Annotated in this window: 15 protein-coding genes and 2 riboswitches; of the genes, 5 read left to right on the top strand and 10 right to left on the bottom strand. The window is 66.2% G+C overall.

The window, feature by feature from the left end; all coding sequences use genetic code 11:
• Positions 1–686: 686 nt before the first annotated feature.
• From DX923_RS10965 to DX923_RS10925, 9 genes are all read right to left on the bottom strand, one after another.
• On the bottom strand, positions 687–980 hold the full coding sequence (locus tag DX923_RS10965) for a winged helix-turn-helix domain-containing protein (protein WP_116114864.1): 294 nt from the start codon (positions 978–980) through the stop codon (positions 687–689).
• Positions 977–1,444: a hypothetical protein gene (locus DX923_RS10960; protein ID WP_116114862.1), complete on the bottom strand. Its 468-nt coding sequence runs from the start codon at positions 1,442–1,444 to the stop codon at positions 977–979. Before DX923_RS10960 ends, DX923_RS10965 begins: the two co-directional genes overlap by 4 nt.
• A 348-nt stretch (positions 1,445–1,792) precedes the next feature.
• Positions 1,793–2,959, bottom strand: coding sequence for an MFS transporter (locus DX923_RS10955; protein WP_116114860.1), 1,167 nt, complete (start codon positions 2,957–2,959; stop codon positions 1,793–1,795).
• A 36-nt stretch (positions 2,960–2,995) separates the two neighbouring features.
• Positions 2,996–4,141 carry an acyl-CoA dehydrogenase family protein gene (locus DX923_RS10950; protein WP_116114858.1) on the bottom strand — a complete coding sequence of 382 codons (1,146 nt, stop codon included), beginning with the start codon at positions 4,139–4,141 and terminating at the stop codon, positions 2,996–2,998.
• Positions 4,142–4,243: 102 nt separating this feature from the next.
• The gene (locus tag DX923_RS10945; protein WP_240322603.1) at positions 4,244–4,975 is read right to left on the bottom strand and encodes an FAD:protein FMN transferase; all 732 of its coding nucleotides are present in this window, start codon (positions 4,973–4,975) and stop codon (positions 4,244–4,246) included.
• Positions 4,972–5,445: an FMN-binding protein gene (locus tag DX923_RS10940; protein ID WP_116114856.1), complete on the bottom strand. Its 474-nt coding sequence runs from the start codon at positions 5,443–5,445 to the stop codon at positions 4,972–4,974. The genes DX923_RS10945 and DX923_RS10940 overlap by 4 nt, the downstream gene beginning before the upstream one ends.
• Before the next feature lie 26 nt (positions 5,446–5,471).
• Positions 5,472–6,470: an ABC transporter substrate-binding protein gene (locus tag DX923_RS10935; RefSeq protein ID WP_162872911.1), complete on the bottom strand. Its 999-nt coding sequence runs from the start codon at positions 6,468–6,470 to the stop codon at positions 5,472–5,474.
• On the bottom strand, positions 6,467–7,303 hold the full coding sequence (locus DX923_RS10930) for an ABC transporter ATP-binding protein (protein WP_116114852.1): 837 nt from the start codon (positions 7,301–7,303) through the stop codon (positions 6,467–6,469). The genes DX923_RS10935 and DX923_RS10930 overlap by 4 nt, the downstream gene beginning before the upstream one ends.
• Positions 7,300–8,325: a FecCD family ABC transporter permease gene (locus tag DX923_RS10925; protein ID WP_240322602.1), complete on the bottom strand. Its 1,026-nt coding sequence runs from the start codon at positions 8,323–8,325 to the stop codon at positions 7,300–7,302. The genes DX923_RS10930 and DX923_RS10925 overlap by 4 nt, the downstream gene beginning before the upstream one ends.
• Positions 8,326–8,403: 78 nt before the next feature.
• Positions 8,404–8,573: riboswitch (cobalamin riboswitch) on the bottom strand.
• A 242-nt stretch (positions 8,574–8,815) separates the two neighbouring features.
• Here DX923_RS10925 and DX923_RS10920 point away from each other — a divergent pair.
• The gene (locus DX923_RS10920; protein WP_162872909.1) at positions 8,816–9,454 is read left to right on the top strand and encodes a DUF4282 domain-containing protein; all 639 of its coding nucleotides are present in this window, start codon (positions 8,816–8,818) and stop codon (positions 9,452–9,454) included.
• An 84-nt stretch (positions 9,455–9,538) separates the two neighbouring features.
• On the opposite strand, the gene cobN is transcribed toward DX923_RS10920, so the two are convergent.
• Entirely contained in the window at positions 9,539–13,294 is a 3,756-nt protein-coding gene (gene cobN / locus DX923_RS10915) for a cobaltochelatase subunit CobN (protein ID WP_116114846.1), read from the bottom strand.
• A gap of 56 nt (positions 13,295–13,350) precedes the next feature.
• Positions 13,351–13,483: riboswitch (cobalamin riboswitch) on the bottom strand.
• A gap of 99 nt (positions 13,484–13,582) precedes the next feature.
• Between cobN and DX923_RS10910 the strand changes: the two genes are divergently transcribed.
• The 4 genes from DX923_RS10910 (at position 13,583) to cas3 (ending at position 20,390) form a co-directional block, all read left to right on the top strand.
• A complete protein-coding gene (locus DX923_RS10910; protein WP_162872908.1) occupies positions 13,583–14,806 on the top strand; it encodes a precorrin-3B synthase in 1,224 nt (407 codons plus the stop codon).
• Positions 14,807–14,839: 33 nt separating this feature from the next.
• The gene (locus DX923_RS10905; RefSeq protein ID WP_116114842.1) at positions 14,840–15,508 is read left to right on the top strand and encodes a precorrin-8X methylmutase; all 669 of its coding nucleotides are present in this window, start codon (positions 14,840–14,842) and stop codon (positions 15,506–15,508) included.
• Positions 15,505–17,055 carry a precorrin-2 C(20)-methyltransferase gene (locus tag DX923_RS10900; protein ID WP_116114840.1) on the top strand — a complete coding sequence of 517 codons (1,551 nt, stop codon included), beginning with the start codon at positions 15,505–15,507 and terminating at the stop codon, positions 17,053–17,055. Before DX923_RS10905 ends, DX923_RS10900 begins: the two co-directional genes overlap by 4 nt.
• A 458-nt stretch (positions 17,056–17,513) precedes the next feature.
• Positions 17,514–20,390, top strand: coding sequence for a CRISPR-associated helicase Cas3' (cas3, locus tag DX923_RS10895; RefSeq protein WP_162872907.1), 2,877 nt, complete (start codon positions 17,514–17,516; stop codon positions 20,388–20,390).

Raw genomic sequence — 20,390 nt, 5'->3', positions numbered from 1 at the left:
CTCTGTCGACTGCTGGTAAGAAGTCAGAGATCACAGTTTCTGACAGTCCAGCAGTTATGCGCCGACGTGGGTCAGCACCGAAGGGAAAATACACTCCGGGGGAGGGTAGGTGGCACTCCAACGCGACGGGTTGAACTGCTCCGGGCGGTCCCAGAAGTCTGCGGTCTGATGGCTGACTAAGGGCAACATGACAACCTCGTCGCGCCGGCGGAGCCGCCATCCCGCGTGATCCTCATGTGTATGGACGGAGCGATTGATAAGTCACGTTGGAGGGTGCAAACGCAGTGACTCACGAATTACTTGGGTGCGTAGGTGCGGTTCATGGCCTCCGCTCTGCCGGTGAGTCTGGTTTGAATCTGGAGGGCGAGTTGACGGCCCGGCTCTGCCGGGCGTCGCCTCATCGGAATGTGAAGAATCATGCGGCAGTCATGGACGAAACTATTCGTGCTAGAAATCGTTTTCCTCGAGATGTTCGAGATATGTCGTTTTTTGCGCCGAGTCTCCTGGGTTGCGGCAAGTCGGCTAGTGCTGTGCGAATTCTAGGTAAAATCGTTGTTGATCGCTTGCCGTAAAAAGAACTCGATCCGTGTGTAATTGGCGTCGCGCTCCTCTGATGCGAGCCTGGTGAAGCAAGGCAGCTGGCCTATCCTCCCCCGCCCTGCATGTCACCCGAATTCTGACGGAGTTCAAAGGACTTGGTCCGCCATGGAACGCAAAGCGGCGAGATGCGCTTTCAGGGCGGCTGATCCTGCTGGAGTGAGATGCGCCCAGGTCGACTGACGCTTACTCAGGGTGAACTTTCTGGTTTTAACGTAGCCGGCCTCGGTGAGCATCTTGAGCTGTTTGCTGAGGGTGGGCATGGTGACGTCCAACTCGTCACACAGAGCCTGGAAGGACATCTCCTCGACCCCTGCCAACAGTACGCAGATGCGGAGCCGGTGCGGCTGGTGGATGAGCTCGTCAAAGGGTGGCGAACTCACCGCGAACCTCCTGCCCGCAGCTCACTTCGCAGGACGTTGTCGTAATGGCGACCGAACGGGGGTACTGCGATGAGGGCTCCGATGCTCAGAGCCACCAGAACCCACCAGGAATCGAGCCACAGTCTGTTCGCCGCCGAGAAGATCAATGAAATGGTCACGACCACAGCGAATCCGACCAAAAGCTTGTGAGTGCGCGGGCCGGTGGTCCGCTGGATCCACAGGCCGGTGATGCGGCGATACACCGACATGATCGTCAGGGATCCGGCGCAGGAAAGGACGGTCATGATCGTGCTGACATCGTCACCCACTGCTTCCTTGGGGAGCCCTATCCCCAGGCATGCCAGGACGAAGAAGAGGCTGAGAGCAGGGTGATACCACCATGGGGTGGTGACACGGTTCGCGAGACGGTTGCGTGCGTCCTGAGCGAGATCGAGTGCAGAACGGGGGTCAAAGGCGTCGGGCATGGGCCAACCATCGTCTGACCTTGGCGGCGGGAGCTGGATTGGGAGAGGCGGCATGGGGCCTCTTCAGCGCGGCGAAAGCGGGCCGCCAGCTGTAGCGGCGTTGCGAAAGCAGGGGCTGGTCGTGACTGCCCGGCCTACTACGCCCCTCCTTGACCTGGGGTCGGGGCCGCGAGATGGCGCGGTGCGCCATATTCACCATCAACACCGGCGTACCCGTGTTCTTTGCCGCCAATCACTCGTCCTGGCAATGCGACAGTAACGAGAACCCCCAACTTCGACACGCCCGCCGAAACCCTCGATTCAATCCCCGCTCAAGCAGGCGAGGCGCTCACGGGTTGATACTGCACTTCAACTCGGTTTCTTTTCCTCGGATACTCGATAGAGTGCGGCGATGATGGCCATTGCTATGAGGTCGCAGATTACTGCGGCGAATATGGGGACATTCTGCCCATGGCCTATGAGGATCGGACAAATGGCAGCGCCGAGAGCATTGCCGTATTGGGTTGCCGTATTCGTCCATCCGAAGAATGGTCCGATCTGGTGTGGATTCAAACGTTTGCTGCTTTCGCTCGACAACAGCCCTATCGTGTCAGCCCCGAACAACGCCAAGGTGACGAACAACAGGATCAAACCTGCGATCCCCGCTGGCTGGCTCAGTGCGAGAACGAAAGGCAAAGTGGCCGTCAGCGTGCCGATCAGGACGAGTTTCGCGCCGTACTTGTCCGCCAGCTTGCCCCACAACGGGGCCAGGAACATCGTGATCAAAGCCGACAGAGTGGTGATGAGCGTGAGTGGCGGCGCCGCCTGGACGCCCCCTACAAGGCGTGCCAGGGTGAAGGGGAGCCAAATGTTCACGAGCATAGATCCGGCAGTGAGCACAAAGATCGAGAGCACGGGCATGTTAAACCAGATCGTACGCCGCTGTGGATGAATATCAGGGGATTCAGAGCTGGGCTGGGAGCGCGATCTGACATTTGGTGTCAGCAGCGCGGCCATGATGGTGATAAGACTGAGGAGAGCTGAAGCCAAAAAGGCAATTCGGTAGCTGTTCGAAAACCATACAACCCCAGCAGCGACTGCGGGTCCGGCCAGGGCTCCCCCGGTGCGTGAGGAAGTTATCCACGCCAAGTCCTGGTTTCGTGATTCAACCGGGCTCAGTTGAGCCAGAGCTCCTGACGCAACCGGAACGAAACCGGAAGCAATACCGGCCAAACATCGCGAGAAGAACAGCGTCTCCACGTCGGTTGCATAGGCGCTGAGGCCGTACGCGGCGCAGATCAAAACAGAAGACCTGATCAGCATCGGTTTCGAACCGTAGTTCGACGCAAGTTGCCCCCAGAGAGGAGCGCAGAGGCCGCTCAGAAAGAAGGAGATGGCCAAGGTGGGGCCCGCTAGCGGGGAGCTTGGATCTAGCTCGGCGACGTACAGGGGGAGAAGAGGGATCGCCATGAAGAAACAGGCCGACGAGGTCATTATGGCGAAAAGCAGTGAGATGCGAGTCGACGAGATTTTCATGGGGACCCCGTGGTGAGGAGAACTTCTCCCCACCAGTCATCGGCCCAGGAGCTGTCGGCTGATCACCAGCCGTTGGATCTGGTTGGTGCCCTCGAAGATCTGGGTCACCTTGGCTTCGCGCATGTACCGTTCCACGGGGAAGTCCTTCGTGTAACCGGCGCCGCCGAGGACCTGTACTGCGTCCGTGGTCACTTTCATCGCGGCGTCGGTGGCGATGAGTTTGGCGACCGAGGCCTCTTTGCTCATCGGCCGGCCGGCGTCCTTCAGCCGGGCGGCGTGGAGATAGGTCGCCCGCGCGCTGGTCACCGCGGCCTCCATATCGGCCAGCAGGAAAGCCAGCCCTTGGAATTCGGCGATCTTCCGGCCGAACTGCTCCCGTTCCTTCGCATAGGCCGTGGCCACGTCCAGGGCTGCCTGGGCCAACCCGGTTGCGGCGGCGGCGATGCCGAGTCGTCCGCTGTCCAAGGCGGACAACGCGATCGACATGCCCTGCCCTTCCTTGCCGATCAGCGCTTGAGCGGGTAGCTCGGCGCCGTCGAACATGACCTGGCCGACGGTGTCGCAGTCCAGGCCCATCTTCCGTTCCGGTGGCGCGAAACTCATCCCGCTCGTCCCGGCCGGGACATGGAAGCAGGACAGCCCGCGCGGACCGTCGTCGCTGGTCCGGGCGAAAAGGGTGTAGAAGTCGGCGTGGCCGGCATGACTGATCCACGCCTTCGTGCCCTTCACGCGGTACCCGTCGTCGGTTCTCGTCGCCCGGGTCGAGATGCTCGCGACATCGGAACCGGCCATCGGTTCGGACAAGCAGTAGGCGCCCAGCATCTCCCCGGAGAGCATCGTCGTGAGCAGACGCTCTTTCTGCTCGTCGGTGCCGAAGGTCGCGATCGGATTGCAGGTGAGGCTGTGTACGGAGACCCCGACGGCCACACTCATCCACGCCGAGGCGATCTCCTCGACGACCTGGAGGTAGACCTCGTAGGGTTGGCCGCCGCCGCCCAGCTCCTCCGGGTAGGACAAGGTCAGCAGACCCGAGCGCCCCAGCAGGGTGAAGATCTCCCGGGGGAATTCTGCTTTCGCTTCCATCGCGTCCGCCTGCGGGCGGAGTTTTTCCTGGCAGATCTCGCGGGTCAGCTCGATCAGGTCCTGGCCTTCGTCGGTCGGCATGAAATGCATCGCTGGCATGAAGCGCAGAGTACGAGAAGGCTTGTCGTTATTGGATGTTCGAGGTCAGTCGGTCAGCAGACGGTCGAACTGGACCAGAATCCGGCGCCCACCGGCCCCGCGCTAATCCGCCAGGAAATGCGGTGTCGCGAAAAGCCCACCGTCCTGTGCAACTGCCAGCACCGCGACATCCCACCGGGCGCACGCCAGATCGAGGACAGGCCGCCCTCCGGCCAAGACCGCCGTCGCCAAGACATCCGCGCACACGATGTCCGGCCCGGCGACGCTCACCTGCACGAAAGGCTCCGCACCCGGCGTCGACCAGATGTGCCCGCCACGCTCCGCGACGCCCGAAGTAGCCAATGCGGGATACCGACGTGACAGCGTGAACTGGCTGAACAACCGAGAACGATCGTCCGGGTCGACGATCCCCGCCGTCCACGACCGCTCGGCACCGCCGCCCAGATCGGACCCGTCGACGAGGACGTCACCCCCCACGTTCAGACACCAGTCGGCCAGCCCCTGGACAGCCAACTCATCGGCAACCTGTTGCATGGCATAGGCCTTGACCACCCCGGACAGGTCGAGGCAGCCACCCGGACCGACCGGCGCGAAGGCGCCGTCCGTCGCCCTGCACCACTGCATCGCCAGCTCATGACAGAACCGGAAGGTCTCGCTCACTCCGTCAAGGGCGATCTCGCCCCGGTTGAGACGACAGGACTCCGAACCCGGGCGGTGCAGCGAGAACCGCCCCTCGATCTCGTCCAGGAGGCCAGCGACCTGCCCCGCCAGCCGCGCAGGTTCCGGGACCGACAGGGTCAGGCTCAACACGGTGCCCATGGCCTGCAGGATCACGGCCCGCTCCCGGAAGCTCCTGCCTGGCGGGCCTGGTCCACCGCGGCCTGCAGACTCGTCCGATACGCCTGCGAGGTATAGGTCGCCCCGGAAACCGTACTGATCTCCGCCGAATTCGCGGCGACGACCCGGTCCTTCAACACGGGACCGGCCTTGCCCTGCAACTGCGTGGAATAGCTGCTGTTCGCGTTGAGAGCGGCCTCCACCTGGGTGATGCACCCGCCCGCGACAGTGATCTTCACCGTCGTGTCACCGTACTTGTAGTCGGCACGTTCGCCGGAGTACTGGCCGTCCCGGTAGGACGGATTCGGCTGGCAGGGCACCGCGGACGCGGTCGACGGGGCAACCGTGGTCGACGTGCTCGGCGCACCTCCACGAGAGTCGGGTGGCTGGGCGCACCCGGCGCACAGGACGACGACCACCCCAGCACCTACGGCGAAGGAGACCGACATCGCACGGGTCGGGTTCATCGAAGGCTCCTTTCTGCTCCGGACGGTCAACGCCGGGCGAGCTCGTCGAGGACGGTGGCCCCTTTGACAGAATTCGGTGTCGGCGGATCGGTCAGTGAATACGCCATCGTGATGACCTTCTTGTTCACCACCGCCGACAGCTTCTCCGCGCCCTGGAAACTCATCAGCGTCGGCTCGGCCTCCTCGCTCTTGCCCTCGCCGTACAACAGGATGAGATGGTCGGGATTCTTCGCGAGAAGGTCTTCCATCGACCCGTCGAAGACGCGCTGCGGATCCTGCCCGTAGACATTGGTGAAACCGTTGACCTCCACGATCGGCTGCACCATGCTCGACCTGCCGTAGGCGTAGAAGGATCTGCTCCCGGGCATCACGTACAGGACGGCGACGCTTCCACGGGTACGGACCTCCTTGGTGAGTCCGCCGATCCGGCTGTTCATCCGCTCGGTCAGCTCGCGTCCCTTCTCCGGAACCCCGAAGATGTCGGCGACTTTCGTGATCTCGTTGTTGACGAGCTCGAAAGCCGCCTTCTCCGGGTTGAGGTCGGGGCAGAAACTCACCGGCGCGTACACCGGAATCCCAGCTTTGCGCAGGGCATCCCGGTCGATGCCGGCGTCGAAGCCGATGACGAGGTCGGCGCCGCTGGCGATGACCGTCTCCGTGGCCACCTGGGTGCCGCCACTGTCCAGCACCGAGCTGGCGATCTCCGGGATCTTCTTGATCCTGGTCAGCGTGCTCTCGTCATAAGGGGCGGTGCGGAGCTTGCCCGAGCGGCCGACGACCTTGTCGAGCAGATCCATCTCGGCCAGGATCGACAGATCCGTGTCATCCATGATCAGGACCTTCTCCGGGCTCTTCGTGAAGGTGAGTTGCTCGTCGCAGCTCTTCACCGTCTTCGGATAGGCCCCGGACGAGGCACCCGCCCCGTCGGAGGGCGGGACCGACGGGATCGACGAGCTGCACGCCGTGGTCAGCAGGCAGCCGAGCACGGTCACGGCAACCAGGGAACTGCGTGTCCTGCTTCTCATGGTTTTCCTCCCGAGTGCACCGATTCGGTGCGTTGACATGGCGGTTCGCTACGGTGGTGGTGGCTCGGCGAGAACAGGAGGTGCGGCTGACCGCCGTGCTCGATGCACTCCACATCCACGTGATAGACGGCAGAGACCACCTGAGGGGTCAGCACCTCCCGGGGCGGCCCGTAGACCACCGGCCGACCCCTGTCGAGCAGGACCAGCTCGTCACAGACCCGCCCGGCGAGGTTCAGGTCGTGCAGGACGACCACGGTGGTCGCGTCGAGAGTGCGCACGAGCTCGAAGAGTTGGAACTGGTGGTGCAGGTCCAGATGATTCGTCGGCTCGTCGAGCAACAGGAAGGGCGCGTTCTGGACGATGGCTCGGGCTATCAGCACGCGTTGGCGCTCGCCGCCGGACAGCTCGGTGACGAGCCGGTCGGCGAGCGGCTCCAGCCCGACCCGTTCCAGGGCCTTGCTGATCCGTTCCTGGTCCTGGGTGTCGCCGTAACGCAGGAGCGGCCGGTGGGGGAGACGCCCGAGGTTGACGCTGTCACGCACGGTGAGCGGCAGCGCAGCTTCGTTCTCCTGGGCGACGACGGCCATCTGTTGGGCGATCTGCCGACGGGAGAACGCACCGATCTCGGTCGCCCCGAGCTCGATGGTGCCCGATTCGTGGGAGAGCGCCCGGTGGAGAGCCAGCAGGAGAGAAGACTTACCGGCCCCGTTGGGCCCGATGATGCCGACCGTGCTCCCGGCGCGGGCCGTGAATCCGACACCGTCGACGACGATCCGGCCGCCGCGACGGACGGTGACCTCGTGGGTGGAGAGGGCGTCGGGTGCGCTGTTCATCGGTGAGTCTTCATGGCGCGGATCATGACAAGCAGAATGGGAGCGCCGACGAGGCCGGTGACGACGCCGATGGGGATCTCCGACGGGGCGAAGACCACTCGGGCGAAGGTGTCGGCGATGACGAGGAAGATGCCTCCGGACATCGCGGCTCCGACCACGAGCACCCGGTGGTTACGGGCCAGGAAATGCCGACACAGGTGGGGGACGACCAGCCCGACGAAACCGATACCGCCTGCGGCGGCCACGGCGACGGCGACGGCGAACGAGACGACGAGGGTGACGACGACGCGCATCCGTACCGGGTCGAGGCCGACGGTCAACGCGGTGGTGTCGCCGCTGGAGACGGCGTCGAGCAGAGGGGCGGTGACCCAGAAGAGCACGGTCAGTGCCACGGCGACGAGGGTGGCGGCCCAGGCCGAGTCCCAGGTGCTGTGCGACAGCGATCCGAGCATCCAGAACATGACGCTGCGGGCTGTCTCGGGGTCGGCGCTGGAGAAGACGATCAGATTGGTCACCGACTGGAAGATGAACCCGCAGGCGAGACCTGCCAGGACCAGATGGAGGACGCCTTGGCTCCGTCCGCCACCGACCGCGAGGACGAGGACGGTCGCCAGCCCGGCGCCGAGGAAAGCCATCGCGGACAGCCCCGCACCGTGGGCGACGCCCAGGAGAACCACGGAGGCGGCGGCCCCGGTGGAGGCCCCGGAGCTGACACCGAGGACATAGGGCTCGGCCAGGGGGTTGCGGGTCATCGCCTGGAGCGCGGTTCCCCCGACGGCCAGGATCGCTCCGATCCCGAGCCCGGCCAGGACCCGTGGGGCCCGGTTGTCCCAGATCAGGGCGTCAGCGATCGGTGAGGGCGGGGACATCCCAGAGCTGGGTAGGTGGGACAACATGACCTGGGCGATCTGGGCGACGGAGACCTTCGCCGCCCCGAAGTGCATACAGACGATCGGGGTCACCACGAGAGCGATGGTCAGGAGAGCCATCCGGCGGTGAAGATGTCGGCGAGGGCAGGACACAGGGGCACGCTCCGGAGAGCGCAGGCGGCGGAGCACTGGCGATCCGTTCGTCGGTGGGCCGAGGCACGCGGCACGCACATTGACAGAAAAGCGTTGACAGGTATTCGGACTCGGCCTCATCCAGGGTCGGACCCTTCCCAGCCGAAGCCAGTGGTCTTGTCCGCCTGTCCGCCATACCGCTGCGTGTCAGTCCCGGCCTTTCACCGGGTTCCCTCATCAACGGCTCGACCATAGCCATCCTGTGCCGCCACAGGTGGGACAGAGGTCCTTCTTCCTGGTGTCCCGGCGCAGGTATGCGCCTACCGGTGGCGAACGAGCTGTGACATCGGAATCGGAACAGCCGCTTCGGTGTTCGCCGATTCGACGATGACCTGCGCCGCTACCGATGTCAGCGGGTTCGGACGAAGCCCACCACGACGACCACTCCCGCCTTAAAGTGAACGGTGCCTTCCCGCCTCGGGGAAGAACCGACGAAGAAGGAAACAACCTGATGTCTCATCAGCCACCACAGGGGTCGAACGAACAGGCGCAGGGTGGCAGCTATGCTCCGCCGCCGCTGCCGGGGCATCAGCAGACACCAGGGACGCCCCTGATGCCCCCGTACGCCCAACAGCAGACCGCCGGAGCCTCCGCCACCCCAGGGGCACACCCCGGGAACACCCAGAACGCAGGCCACGTCCAAGGCCAGCCCCAAGCCTGGACCGGCTACCAGCAGCACAACGCCGGCTACCCGCAGACCGGCGGATACCCCCACCAGCAGCAGTACGGGCAAGGCCCCGGACCCAACCCCATGTATCCCGGGCAGATGCCGCAACAGCACACCAAGAAAGGTCTCCTGGGTTCCCTGTTCGACCTGTCCTTCCAGCATTTCGCGACCCCGCACATCGTACGGATCGTCTACATCCTGCTCATGAGCCTGGTCCTCGTCTTCACCTTGCTCGCCCTGCTCTCCTCCTTCGTCCTGATGGCCAACAAACAGGCCGGCTTGGGCATCGTGATCCTGCTCGTCGCCCCCTTCATCGGGCTGATTCAGCTCGCGATGGCCCGCATGACCTTGGAGGTGTACATCGCCATGTGCCGTACCGCCGAGGAGACCTCTCGTCTACGTGAGGAACTGAGCCGACGCTGACCCGCACCGCGACGGGTCACGACGTGACGACCACCCCCGGCGGGTGTCTCCGGGATCCACCCCCCGGAGACACCCGCCAGATGGTCACCGGCCGGTGGGCCCGTCCTCGATCTCGCCCTCCACGTCCAGGTAGATCTCACGCAGCTGGTCCATGACCTCCGGGTCGGGTTTCTCCCACAGCCCACGGTCCGCCGCCTCGTGCAGACGTTCCACCATGGAATGCAATGCCCACGGATTCGCCTCCCGCAGGAATTCCTGATTGGTCTCGTCCAGGACGTACTCCTGCGCCAAGGACTCGTACATCCAGTCCTGCACGACCCCGGCGGTCGCATCGAAACCGAACAGGTAGTCGACCGTGGCCGCCATCTCGAAAGCACCCTTGTACCCGTGGCGACGCATCGCCGCCAACCACCGCGGATTCACCACCCGGGACCGGAACACCCGCGCGGTCTCCTCCGCCAACGAACGGGTACGAATCGCCTCCGGCGCTGTGGAATCTCCGACATAGGCGCGAGGGCTCTCCCCGGTCAGCGAACGCACCGTGGCGATCATGCCCCCGTGGTACTGGAAGTAGTCGTCCGAATCGGCGATGTCATGCTCCCGGGTGTCCACATTCTTCGCCGCGACCTGGATCCGCCGATACGCGGTCTCCATGTCACCCCGCGCCGGCGCCCCGTCCAGATCACGTCCGTAGGCGTACCCGCCCCACGTGGCATACACCTCGGCGATATCGGCGTCACCACGCCAACTCCCCGACTCGACCAACTGCAGGATCCCCGCACCGTAGGTGCCCGGTTTGCTGCCGAAGACCCGCGTCGTGGCCCGCCGCCGATCGCCGTGCGAACCCTCCGCAGCCAGATCGGCCTCCACATGGGCGCGCACATAGTTGTCCTGCTCGGACTCCTCCAACCCGGCGACCAATTGCACCGCGTCGTCCAACAATGCGATGACATGGGGGAAAGCATCCCGGAAGAAACCGGAGATCCGCACGGTCACGTCGATCCGGGGCCGACCCAACTCGGCCAACGGGATCGGCTCCACCCCGATGACCCGCCGTGACGCCTCGTCCCACACCGGGCGTACCCCCAACAGGGCCAACACCTCGGCGACATCGTCACCCGAGGTCCGCATCGCCGACGTCCCCCACACCGACAGACCCACCGACCGCGGATGAGCACCCGTCTCCCGGACATGCCGGGCACACAGGTCGTCAGCCAAGGCCTGACCGGTGTCCCACGCCAACCGGGACGGGATCGCCTTCGGATCCACCGTGTAGAAGTTACGCCCCGTAGGCAGCACATTCACCAGACCACGCAAAGGCGACCCCGACGGGCCGGCCGGGACATACCCACCGTCCAAAGCGTGCAAGACCGCCGGGATCTCACCGGCCGTACCGGCCAACCGGGGCACCACCTCCCGGCAGGCGAAACGCAGCGACGCCGCCACCGCCGCCGGATCAGCCGCCGCGAAGGCCTCCGCCACCATCGGATCGGACGCACACGCCGCCGCCAGATGCTCCCGGACATAGACGCCCAGGTCCTCCTCCGACCAGCCTCGAGCAGCCAAACCACCGACCAACAGCCGGGCGAAGGACTCCACCCGGTCGGACAGGGCATGCCCCACACCGAACTCGTCCAGACCCAACGCCGTCCGCAGACCGGGCACCGGCTCGGTACCCCCCGTGAACACCTGCTGCGCGCGCAGGATCGCCAACACCAGATTGACCAGCGCCTCCCCTTGAGGCTCCTGCCCCAGAACATGCAGGCCGTCGCGGATCTGGGCGTCCTTCACCTCGCACAGCCACCCGTCGATGTGCATCACGAACTCGTCGAAGGCATCGCCGTCGTCGACCGACATGTCCTCGACCCCGAGATCCTGATGCAGCTTGGCGGCCTGGATCAGCGTCCAGATCTGCGCGCGCAAGGCCGGGGCCTTCGCCGGGTCCATCACGGACACATTGCCGTACTCGTCGAGGAGCTGCTCCAGGCGGGCGATGTCGCCGTAGCTCTCCGCCCGGGCCATCGGCGGTACCAGGTGGTCGATGATCGTGGCGTGCGCGCGCCGTTTGGCCTGTGAACCTTCGCCGGGGTCGTTGACGAGGAAGGGGTAGATCACGGGCAGGTCGCCCAGCGCGGCGTCCGGGCCGCACCCGGAGGACAGGGCGAGAGTCTTACCGGGCAGCCATTCCAGGTTGCCGTGCTTGCCCAGGTGGACGACGGCGTGCGCGCCGAATTCCTTCGCGACCCACCGGTAGGTGGCGATGTAGTGGTGGGTCGGTGCGAGGTCGGGGTCGTGGTAGATCGCGATGGGGTTCTCCCCGAAGCCACGCGGCGGCTGCACCAGGACGACGACATTGCCGGCTTGGAGGGTCGCCGAGACGATCTGGCCGTCGGGGTCGGCGGCCACCGCGGCGGGGGAGCGGTCGACGAAGAGGTCTCCGGGAGCTTCGCCCCACGCCTCGACCATGTCGTTGCGCAGCTCTTCGGGCAGTTCTGCGAACCAGCGACGGTAGGTGGCTGCGTCGACGCGGACCGGCTGCCCGGCGAGCTGGTCGGAGGTCAGCCAGTCTTCGTCCTGCCCGCCGGCGGCGATGAGGGCATGGATCAGGTCGTTGCCTGCCGCGGTGTCGGGGCTCGGCACGTCGGCATACGTTGATTCGTCGACGCCAGGAAGGTCGCCGGGGGCTCCGAGGTCGTATCCGGCGTCACGCAGGGCCCGTAGCAGATGTACCAGCGAGACCGGGGTGTCCAGGCCGACGGCGTTGCCGATGCGGGAGTGCTTCGTCGGGTAGGCCGACAGGACGACGGCGATCCGACGCTGTTCGACGGGGACGTGACGCAACCGGGCGTAGCCCAGTGCGATGCCGGCGACGCGGGCGCACCGCTCGGGGTCGGCCACATAACGGGGCAGGTCGTCCTCGTCGAATTCTTTGAAGGAGAACGCCACCGAGATGATCCGCCCGTCGAATTCGGGGACGGCGACCTGGGTCGCCACGTCGAGCGGGCTCATGCCGTCGTCGGCTTCGGACCAGGACGAGCGGTCCCAGGTCAGGCACAGACCTTGGACGACGGGGACGTCCAGGGCGGCCAAGGCCTTGACGTCCCAGGCGTCGTCGTCCCCGCCGGCGCTCGCGGTGGCCGGTCGGGTTCCTCCTGCGGCCAATACCGTGGTGACCAGGGTGTCGTAGCTGCTCAGATGGGAGAGCAGGTCGTCCGGAGCTTCCCGGAGCGAGGTCACGAAGACCGGCACGCCGACCCCGCCTGCGGCGTCGACGGCATCGGCCAGTGCGTGGACGTAGGCGTCGTTCCCCGCGGCGTACTGAGCCCGGTAGAACAGGATGCCCACCCGGGGTCGGGATGCGCCCTCGGGCAGCGCGGGCAGCTCAGGGCGGGGGAGCGCACCCCAGGAGGCTTGTTCGGCCGGCGGGGCGAAACCTTCCCCGGTGAGCAACAGGGTGTCGGACAGGAAGGTGTGCAACTGGCCGAGGTTCTCCGGCCCGCCGTACGCCAGGTACCGGTGGGCTTCGCGGACCACTCCGGCGGGGACGGTCGACATCTCCATCAGAGCGGCGTCAGGGGCCTGCTCGCCGCCCAGGACGATCAGCTGCACCCCCGGACGTTCCCGGGTGGCCCGCACAGCTTCCAACAGCTCCGGCGGGGTGCCCAGGATCCGTACGACGACGATCGTGGCCTGTTCCACGGCTTCGGCCAGGATCGCGTCGGCGGACCGGGTCGGGTCGGCACCGGGCCGGGCCGGGTTGGCGTACAGGTAGTCGGCGCCGCAGGCGCGCGCGGACAGCAGGTCGGTGTCGGACGTGGACAGCAGCGCGATGCGCGTCATGGTGCTCCTTCGGGGTCGTCCGCCCCTGGGTCGGGCGCGCACCGGTGGGTGCACGCGAGGGAGGTCACGTCGCGGCGAGTTCCTGACTTTCCTGGGCCGGAGAACTGGCGGCAGGTTCACAGTGGCGGGACCGTCCCGGGTTTTCACCGGGGTTCCTCGACCGTCGACGCCGGGGTCAGGCTACCCGGCATCGGCTTCGGGATGTGTCACCCGACCGGGGTGCGAGGCGTCTGGTATCCGCGTGATCCCGCGGGTGGGGTCCCGTGACGACCTTCGGAGGACACTAGGGTGAGTGAGCCGTCCCGTATGCCGATCCCCTGGAGGCCACCGCCGATGCCTGCCACCGCTGCTCCCCGTCACGAGGTGCCGGTCGACCGCTGCCCCGGCCTGGTCCGCCCTTATGCCTCGAACGACGGGCTGATCGTGCGACTGCGTACCGGAGGGATCGCCGTAGACGTCGACATCCTGGGTGAGATCGTCGCGCTGGCACGCGAATACGGAGATGGCACAGTCCAGTTGACCAGTCGGGGCGCCCTGCAGATCCGGGCCCTGCCCGACCCGCTGCCCTGCCGACTCGCCGACCGGATCGCCGCCACCGGCATCATCCCCGCCCCCGCCCACGAACTCGTCCGCAACATCATCGCCAGCCCACTCAGCGGGCTCGACGGCCACGGACACGCCGACATCCGCCCCCTGGTCACCACCTACGACGAACTCCTGCGCTCCAGACCGGCCACCTCCGGACTTCCCGGACGTTTCCTCGTCGCCTTCGACGACGGGCGCGACGACGTCCTCGGCGAACAGTTCGACCTGGCCTATCAGGCGACCAGCCCCACCCGGGGCATCGTCCACGCCGGCGACCGGGAACACGGCCGGGAAGTCGCCGCCGACGACGCCCCGACCGTGATGGTCGACCTCGCCGAAGCCTTCCTGCACGCCCGCGCCAGCCTCGACCCCCGCCCCTGGCACATCCGCGAACTCCCCACCCCGCTGCTCGCCCCCATCGACAGAACACCCGCCGCAACCGACCCCGCACCAGACGGGACCGAACCCGCACCCACCCGGCGCACCCCCTTGGGCACCAACAGAACCCACCTCGTCGTCGGTGTTCCGCTCGGCCTGCTCACCTGCGCCCAGTACACGGCGCTCGCCGACGTCACCCGCGCCACCGGCACCCGCCAGGTCGTCGTCACCCCCTGGCGCAGCATCGTCGTCCCCGAAGGCGCCGCCCACCAGGAGACCCTCGCCGCCGCCGGGCTCGCCGTCGACCAGAACTCACCGTGGGCGCGACTGGCCGCCTGCACCGGCGCCCCCGGCTGCGCCCGCGCCGACATGGACACCCAGACCTTCACCCGCCGACTCGCCGACGAACTCGACGGACCCGGACCCCTCGTCTACGTCAGCGCCTGCGAACGACGCTGCGGAGCCCCGGCGGAGAACCACATCGACCTACTACGACCCGCCACGGTCGAAGAAGCACTCACCCGGCCCGGCGTGGGCCCCCGCGGCTGACCGACCCAGCCGCCGACCCCAGGAGAAGAACCGATGACCGTGCCCGAGACCCCCGCCCCACCGACACCCCGCTACGACTACTGCCGGGACGGCCGGGAGATCTACACCCGCTCCTTCGCGACCATCCGCGCCGAAGCCGCCCTCGACGGGCTGCCCGAGAACGCCCGCACCGTCGCCGTCCGCATGATGCACGCCTCCGGCGACGTCGACCTCATCGGTGACCTCGCCTTCCACCCCCACGTCGTCGCCGCAGCCCGCGGCGCCCTCACCGCAGGCGCCCCCATCTTCGTCGACTCCCACATGGTCGACTCCGGGATCACCCGCGCCCGACTGCCTCGCGACAACCAGGTGATCTGTACCCTGCGTGACCCCCGCACCGCCCAGCTCGCGCAGGAATGGGGCACCACCCGCGCCGCCGCCGCCGTCTCCCTGTGGGGGCCCAGGCTCCAAGGAGCTGTCGTCGCCATCGGCAATGCGCCCACCGCGCTCTTTCACCTGTTGGAGATGATCGCCGACGGTGGGCCCCGCCCCGCCGCCGTCGTCGGGATCCCCGTCGGATTCATCGGCTCCGCGGAGAGCAAGATCGCGCTCGCCGAGAACCCGTACGGGGTGCCGTGGCTGGTCGTGCACGGCCGTCGGGGTGGTTCGGCTCTGGCAGCTTCTGCCGTCAACGCCCTGGCTCGTCCGGAGGAGATCCTGTGAACGCGGTCGTTCCCGGTCGTCTGTGGGGGGTCGGGGTCGGCCCCGGCGACCCCGAACTGGTCACGGTGAAAGCCGCCCGGATCATCTCCGACGCCGATGTCGTCGCCTACCATTCCGGGCCCAGCGGGCGCTCCGGGGCGCGGGCCATCGCCGGGCCCTACCTGCGTGACGGGCAGATCGAAGAACTGATGGTGTACCCGGTGACCACCGGCACCACAGATCACCCCGGCGGGTACTACGGCGCCATCGAGGACTTCTACGACACCTGGGCGGCCCGACTGGGCGAGCATCTGGCTGCGGGCCGTGACGTCGTCGTGCTCGCCGAAGGCGACCCCATGTTCTACGGCTCGTACATGTACTTGCACGATCGGCTCGCCGACCGGTTCACCGCACAGGTGGTTCCCGGGGTGACCTCGGTGGCCGGGTCGACGGCGGCGGTGGCGACCGGGTTGTGCCGTCACGAGGACGTGCTGACCGTGCTGCCGGGCACGCTGCCGGTGCCTGAGCTGGCACGCCGACTGGCCGACACCGACGCCGCGGTCGTCATGAAACTGGGCCGTACTTTCCCCGGCGTGGTGGAGGCGCTGCGGCAGGCCGGGCGGCTCGACGACGCCTGGTACGTGGAGTTCGCGACTCGGGATTCGCAGCGGGTGCTGCCGGTCTCCGCGGTGGACCCCGCCGAGGTGCCCTACATGGCGATGGTGGTGATGGTCGGCCACGACGTGCGCGCCGATGCCGCCGGGCGCGCGGCCGAACAGTTGGCCCTGGCAGCGGCAGGCCGGCCTGCGGTGGAGCAGGGGCCGGCCGAACTGTTGGTGGTCGGGTTGGGGCCGGGGCCGGACCGGTGGCTCACCCCGGAGGCATCCGCCGCGCTGGCCGAGGTCTCCCACGTGATCGGTTATGCACCCTACGTGGACCGGGTGCCGCAGCGGACCGGGCTGACCCGGCACGCCAGCGGGAACACCGTCGAGGTCGACCGGGCCCGTCTGGCGTTGGACCTGGCATTGGCGGGAGAGAAGGTCGCAGTGGTCTCCGGCGGGGACGCGGGAGTCTTCGGGATGGCCTCGGCGGTCTTCGAGGCCGCCGAAGGTCGTGCCGCGGACGGCACGCCGTACAGCCGGGTGCCGGTGCGGGTGCTGCCGGGGGTGACCGCTGCGCAGGCGGTCGCGGCACGAGCAGGTGCCCCACTGGGCGGGGACTACGCGGTGATCTCACTGTCCGACCGGCTCAAACCGTGGGAGGTCGTGGAGGAGCGGCTGCGGGCGGTGAGCCGTGCCGACCTGGTGGTGGCGATCTACAACCCGGCGTCACGGACCCGCACCGAACAGATCGTGCGCGCCCACGAGGTGCTTCTGGCCGAGCGGGGCGCAGAGTGCGTGGTGGTGGTCGGCCGGGACGTCGGCCGGGCCGAGGAATCGCTGACGGTGACCACGCTGGGCACCCTGGACCCGCGGAGCATCGACATGAAGTGCCTGCTCGTCGTGGGCGCGCGCGGAACGGTGGTGGATGCTGCGGGACGGGCGTGGACCAAACGGTACGTGCGGTGAGGCGCGACGGTTGAGCGGTGCGGTTCTACAGGTCTGAGGCCAGCCGTCGTGCATGTTCCGAGCATTCCGGATATGTGGTGGCCGACAGGGGTTTTGTCATTGGCTCGTTCCATGAACTTGGCTGTGGGACAAATTTGTTCGAGTTTGCTGGGGGCGTAGACTGTCATGGCTTCTTGCGCTGTCGGCTCATCGCGATGATGCCCCGCATCGGCGGGGATGAACCCTGTGTTCTCGATGGGGAAGCCCCTGAAAGTATGTGCGCCCCGCACCTGCGGGGATAGCTTCTCCTCTGTGTGGGCCTGAGAAGATTTTGCTGTCCGCACTCCTTGGATCCTTAAAAAAATATAAATTGTGTTCTCGATGGGGAGTTTGAGGGTTTGATGTGGTGTGTGTTGACAGGTATTGTCGAAGGCGAGAGGCGGCGCGACGAAGCATTGCCGACGACTGGGGAGGGCCTCATGTCGAGGATTCCAGGATGGTCTGACAGGGCCTGGGCCTTGTGGGGGAAGCTGAGCCGAGAGGATGGCTCCTATCTGCCGTTGGTGGTCCACCTGGAGGACACGGCCGCCGTTGCCGATCACTTATGGGATCACTGGATTCCTCGGATCGTGCGAAGAAGGGTGGCTGCTGAACTCGGCGGTACTGAAAGGCTGGCCAAGTCTCTTTTTGCCTGGGTTGCCTCGGTCCATGACCTGGGTAAAGCGGCGCCGGCCTTTGCGGGTAAAGCCCGCCTCGTGGGAGCCGAGCACGTGGTTTATCACCTCGAAAAACAAGGGCTGTCTTGTCCTGATGTTCCTCGGGACGACTACGCCCACCACGGAGTCATGGGGCATTTCCTGCTCCAGGAATGGTTGACCACAACTCGCTCCGTCTCCCGGCCTGTCGCGCGGTCCCTGGCCACCGTCATCGGGGGTCATCACGGGACCCCGCCCACCGGAGAGGCACTCAGCAGGCTGAGGAACAACCGCGATCCCCGGCGAGGCAGCAGGGCATGGGGTGGGCCTGCCTGGGACGACGTCCGCCACGAGATCCTTACCCGGATGTTCGTCGAATATCACCTCGACGAGATCCTCGCTGCGCTTCCGCCCAAAGGGCTCTCGACCGTTGCACAGGTCGACCTCAGCGCGGCGTTGATCGCAGCAGATTGGATTGCCAGCGACGAGAAGACTTTTCCCTACGATGGGCTTGACGACGGTGACCTGCGTAGGTCGATGGCCTTGGGTTCACTCACACTGCCTCCGCCGTGGCATCCTCCTCCGCCCCCTACCGGAGACCCCGCAGCTCTGCTGGCCACACGCTTTCCACATCTTGCGGGATACCCGATCAGGCCGGTTCAGCAGGAGGCGATGACCGCTGCGGCTGAGGTCGATGAAGCACCCCTGATCGTTGTCGAAGCTGCGATGGGACAGGGCAAGACCGAAGCTGCGCTTCAAGCCGCAGAGATTCTCGCAGCTGAATTCGGATGTGGTGGTGTTTTCGTCGCATTGCCCACCATGGCTACCAGCGATGCGATGTTCACCCGTGTCCTCACCTGGCTACGACATCTGCCTGGACAATCCGAGACCAGTGTCTTCCTGGCCCACTCGAAGTCAGGTCTCAACGACGACTACCGAGGGCTGCTCCGGGACAGTTACGCGAGGTTCAACGGTGTCTACGACGACGACCTCAACATGGGGAGCGCTTCGGCAGAACGCCTTGCTCCTGTCGCCGACACCTGGCTGCAAGGACGAAAACGAGGGGTACTCGCGAATCATGTGATCGGCACCGTCGACCAGGTTCTCTTCGCCGGTCTACAGACGAAACATCTCGCACTACGGCACCTGGCGCTGTCCGGGAAGGTCGTTATCGTCGACGAGGTTCATGCCGCGGATGACTACATGCGGTCCTATCTGTGCCGGGTACTGACCTGGCTGGGAGCCTACGGGGCGCCGGTCGTCCTGCTCTCGGCCACGCTGCCTTCCGCGCAACGCAGACAACTGGTCGACGCCTACGTCCGCGGGCGGCGTGGACGGCAGCCCAAGTCTGAGCGCTCCGAGCGGGTGGAGATCCCTGAACCGTCGACCTATCCATGCCTCACCGTGGCGACGACCCACGTCCGAACGGTGGCGATCACGGACACGGCCGAACCGGTTCCGGTGGCCTTGTCCGTCGTACCTGATGACGAGCTTCTCCCGCTTCTGCGTAGGGAACTCGTCGACGGAGGATGCGCCGCTGTCATTCGGAACACCGTCGGGCGTGCCCAGAACACCTTCGAAGAATTACGCGAGGAATTCGGGGAGGAAGTCCTCCTCGTACACAGCCGTTTCATCGGGCCGGACCGGATGCGCCTGGAGAGGAAGATCAGAGAGCTGCTCGGCCCGCCAGGGGGCGTGGTCAGCCGTCCCCAGCGGTGCATTGTCGTCGGGACACAAGTGTTGGAGCAGAGCCTCGATGTCGACTTCGATGTGATGTTCAGCGATATCGCCCCGATCGATCTTCTCCTCCAACGGACTGGGCGTCTGCACCGGCACCGTCGTGCGGAGATGGAACGGCCGGCAGCTTTGCGTCGTCCTCACCTGTATCTCACCGGTGTCAGCGGCGTCGACCCACAGGGCGGGCCTCCGCTGTTCGACCGTGGCTGTGTGGCCGTGTACGGCGAGTACCGGCTGCTGCGTGCCGTGGCAGTTCTGCTGCCGCAGCTGTGCTCCGGGCAGGAGATCCTATTGCCGCCGGACATTCCGACATTGGTCCAGTCGGGTTACGTCGAGCACGCGGAGCCACCGCCGGGCTGGTCGGAGGCATGGGAAGCAGCTCGACGGAAGTATGCCGCGATCAGAGCGGACTCCACGAAAAGGGCTGAGGACTTCCAGGTCACGGAGCCGATGCGCTCTCTCACGTTGATCGACTGGCTCACCTCCCCGGTGCGTGCTGAGGGCGACGACCTGGATCGGTGCGGGAAGGCGCAGGTTCGTGACAGCTCCGACTCCCTCGAAGTGATCCTCTTGTCCCGCAGCGAACAGGACGGCCTCCTCCACGTGCTGCCGGATGTTCCCGAAGAAGCAGGTGCAGCATTACCGACCGTGCTCGGCAGCTATGACGACCGGGTGGCTCGTGCCGCTGCTTCCTGCACGGTCCGGTTGCCTCGGACATTGGTTCATCCGGGGGTGATCGACCAGGTCATCGCGGAATTGGAGCAGGTTCCTGAGGTTGTTGGGTGGCAGGACAACCGCTGGCTGGCCGGGCAGCTGGTGCTGCCCTTGGACGACTCCCTGCAAACGGTCCTGTGTGGTCGTCGCGTCCGTTACGACAGGTTGCTCGGTTTGCTCGTCTCTGCAGAAACATCGGACAGGAAGTGA

This window comes from Austwickia chelonae (assembly GCF_003391095.1).
Lineage (GTDB): Bacteria > Actinomycetota > Actinomycetes > Actinomycetales > Dermatophilaceae > Austwickia > Austwickia chelonae_A.
The sequence above is the reverse complement of the archived record's forward strand: the minus strand, read 5'-3'. Positions and strand labels throughout refer to the sequence as shown.

Bases quoted from the DNA above. Each gene is read 5' to 3' on its own strand.
- DX923_RS10960 (WP_116114862.1), bottom strand. From the start codon at position 1,444: ATGCCCGACGCCTTTGACCCCCGTTCTGCACTCGATCTCGCTCAGGAC.
- DX923_RS10955 (WP_116114860.1), bottom strand. From the start codon at position 2,959: ATGAAAATCTCGTCGACTCGCATCTCACTGCTTTTCGCCATAATGACC.
- DX923_RS10950 (WP_116114858.1), bottom strand. From the start codon at position 4,141: ATGCCAGCGATGCATTTCATGCCGACCGACGAAGGCCAGGACCTGATC.
- DX923_RS10940 (WP_116114856.1), bottom strand. From the start codon at position 5,445: ATGAACCCGACCCGTGCGATGTCGGTCTCCTTCGCCGTAGGTGCTGGG.
- DX923_RS10935 (WP_162872911.1), bottom strand. From the start codon at position 6,470: ATGAGAAGCAGGACACGCAGTTCCCTGGTTGCCGTGACCGTGCTCGGC.
- DX923_RS10930 (WP_116114852.1), bottom strand. From the start codon at position 7,303: ATGAACAGCGCACCCGACGCCCTCTCCACCCACGAGGTCACCGTCCGT.
- DX923_RS10920 (WP_162872909.1), top strand. From the start codon at position 8,816: ATGTCTCATCAGCCACCACAGGGGTCGAACGAACAGGCGCAGGGTGGC.
- cobN (WP_116114846.1), bottom strand. From the start codon at position 13,294: ATGACGCGCATCGCGCTGCTGTCCACGTCCGACACCGACCTGCTGTCC.
- DX923_RS10905 (WP_116114842.1), top strand. From the start codon at position 14,840: ATGACCGTGCCCGAGACCCCCGCCCCACCGACACCCCGCTACGACTAC.
- cas3 (WP_162872907.1), top strand. From the start codon at position 17,514: ATGTCGAGGATTCCAGGATGGTCTGACAGGGCCTGGGCCTTGTGGGGG.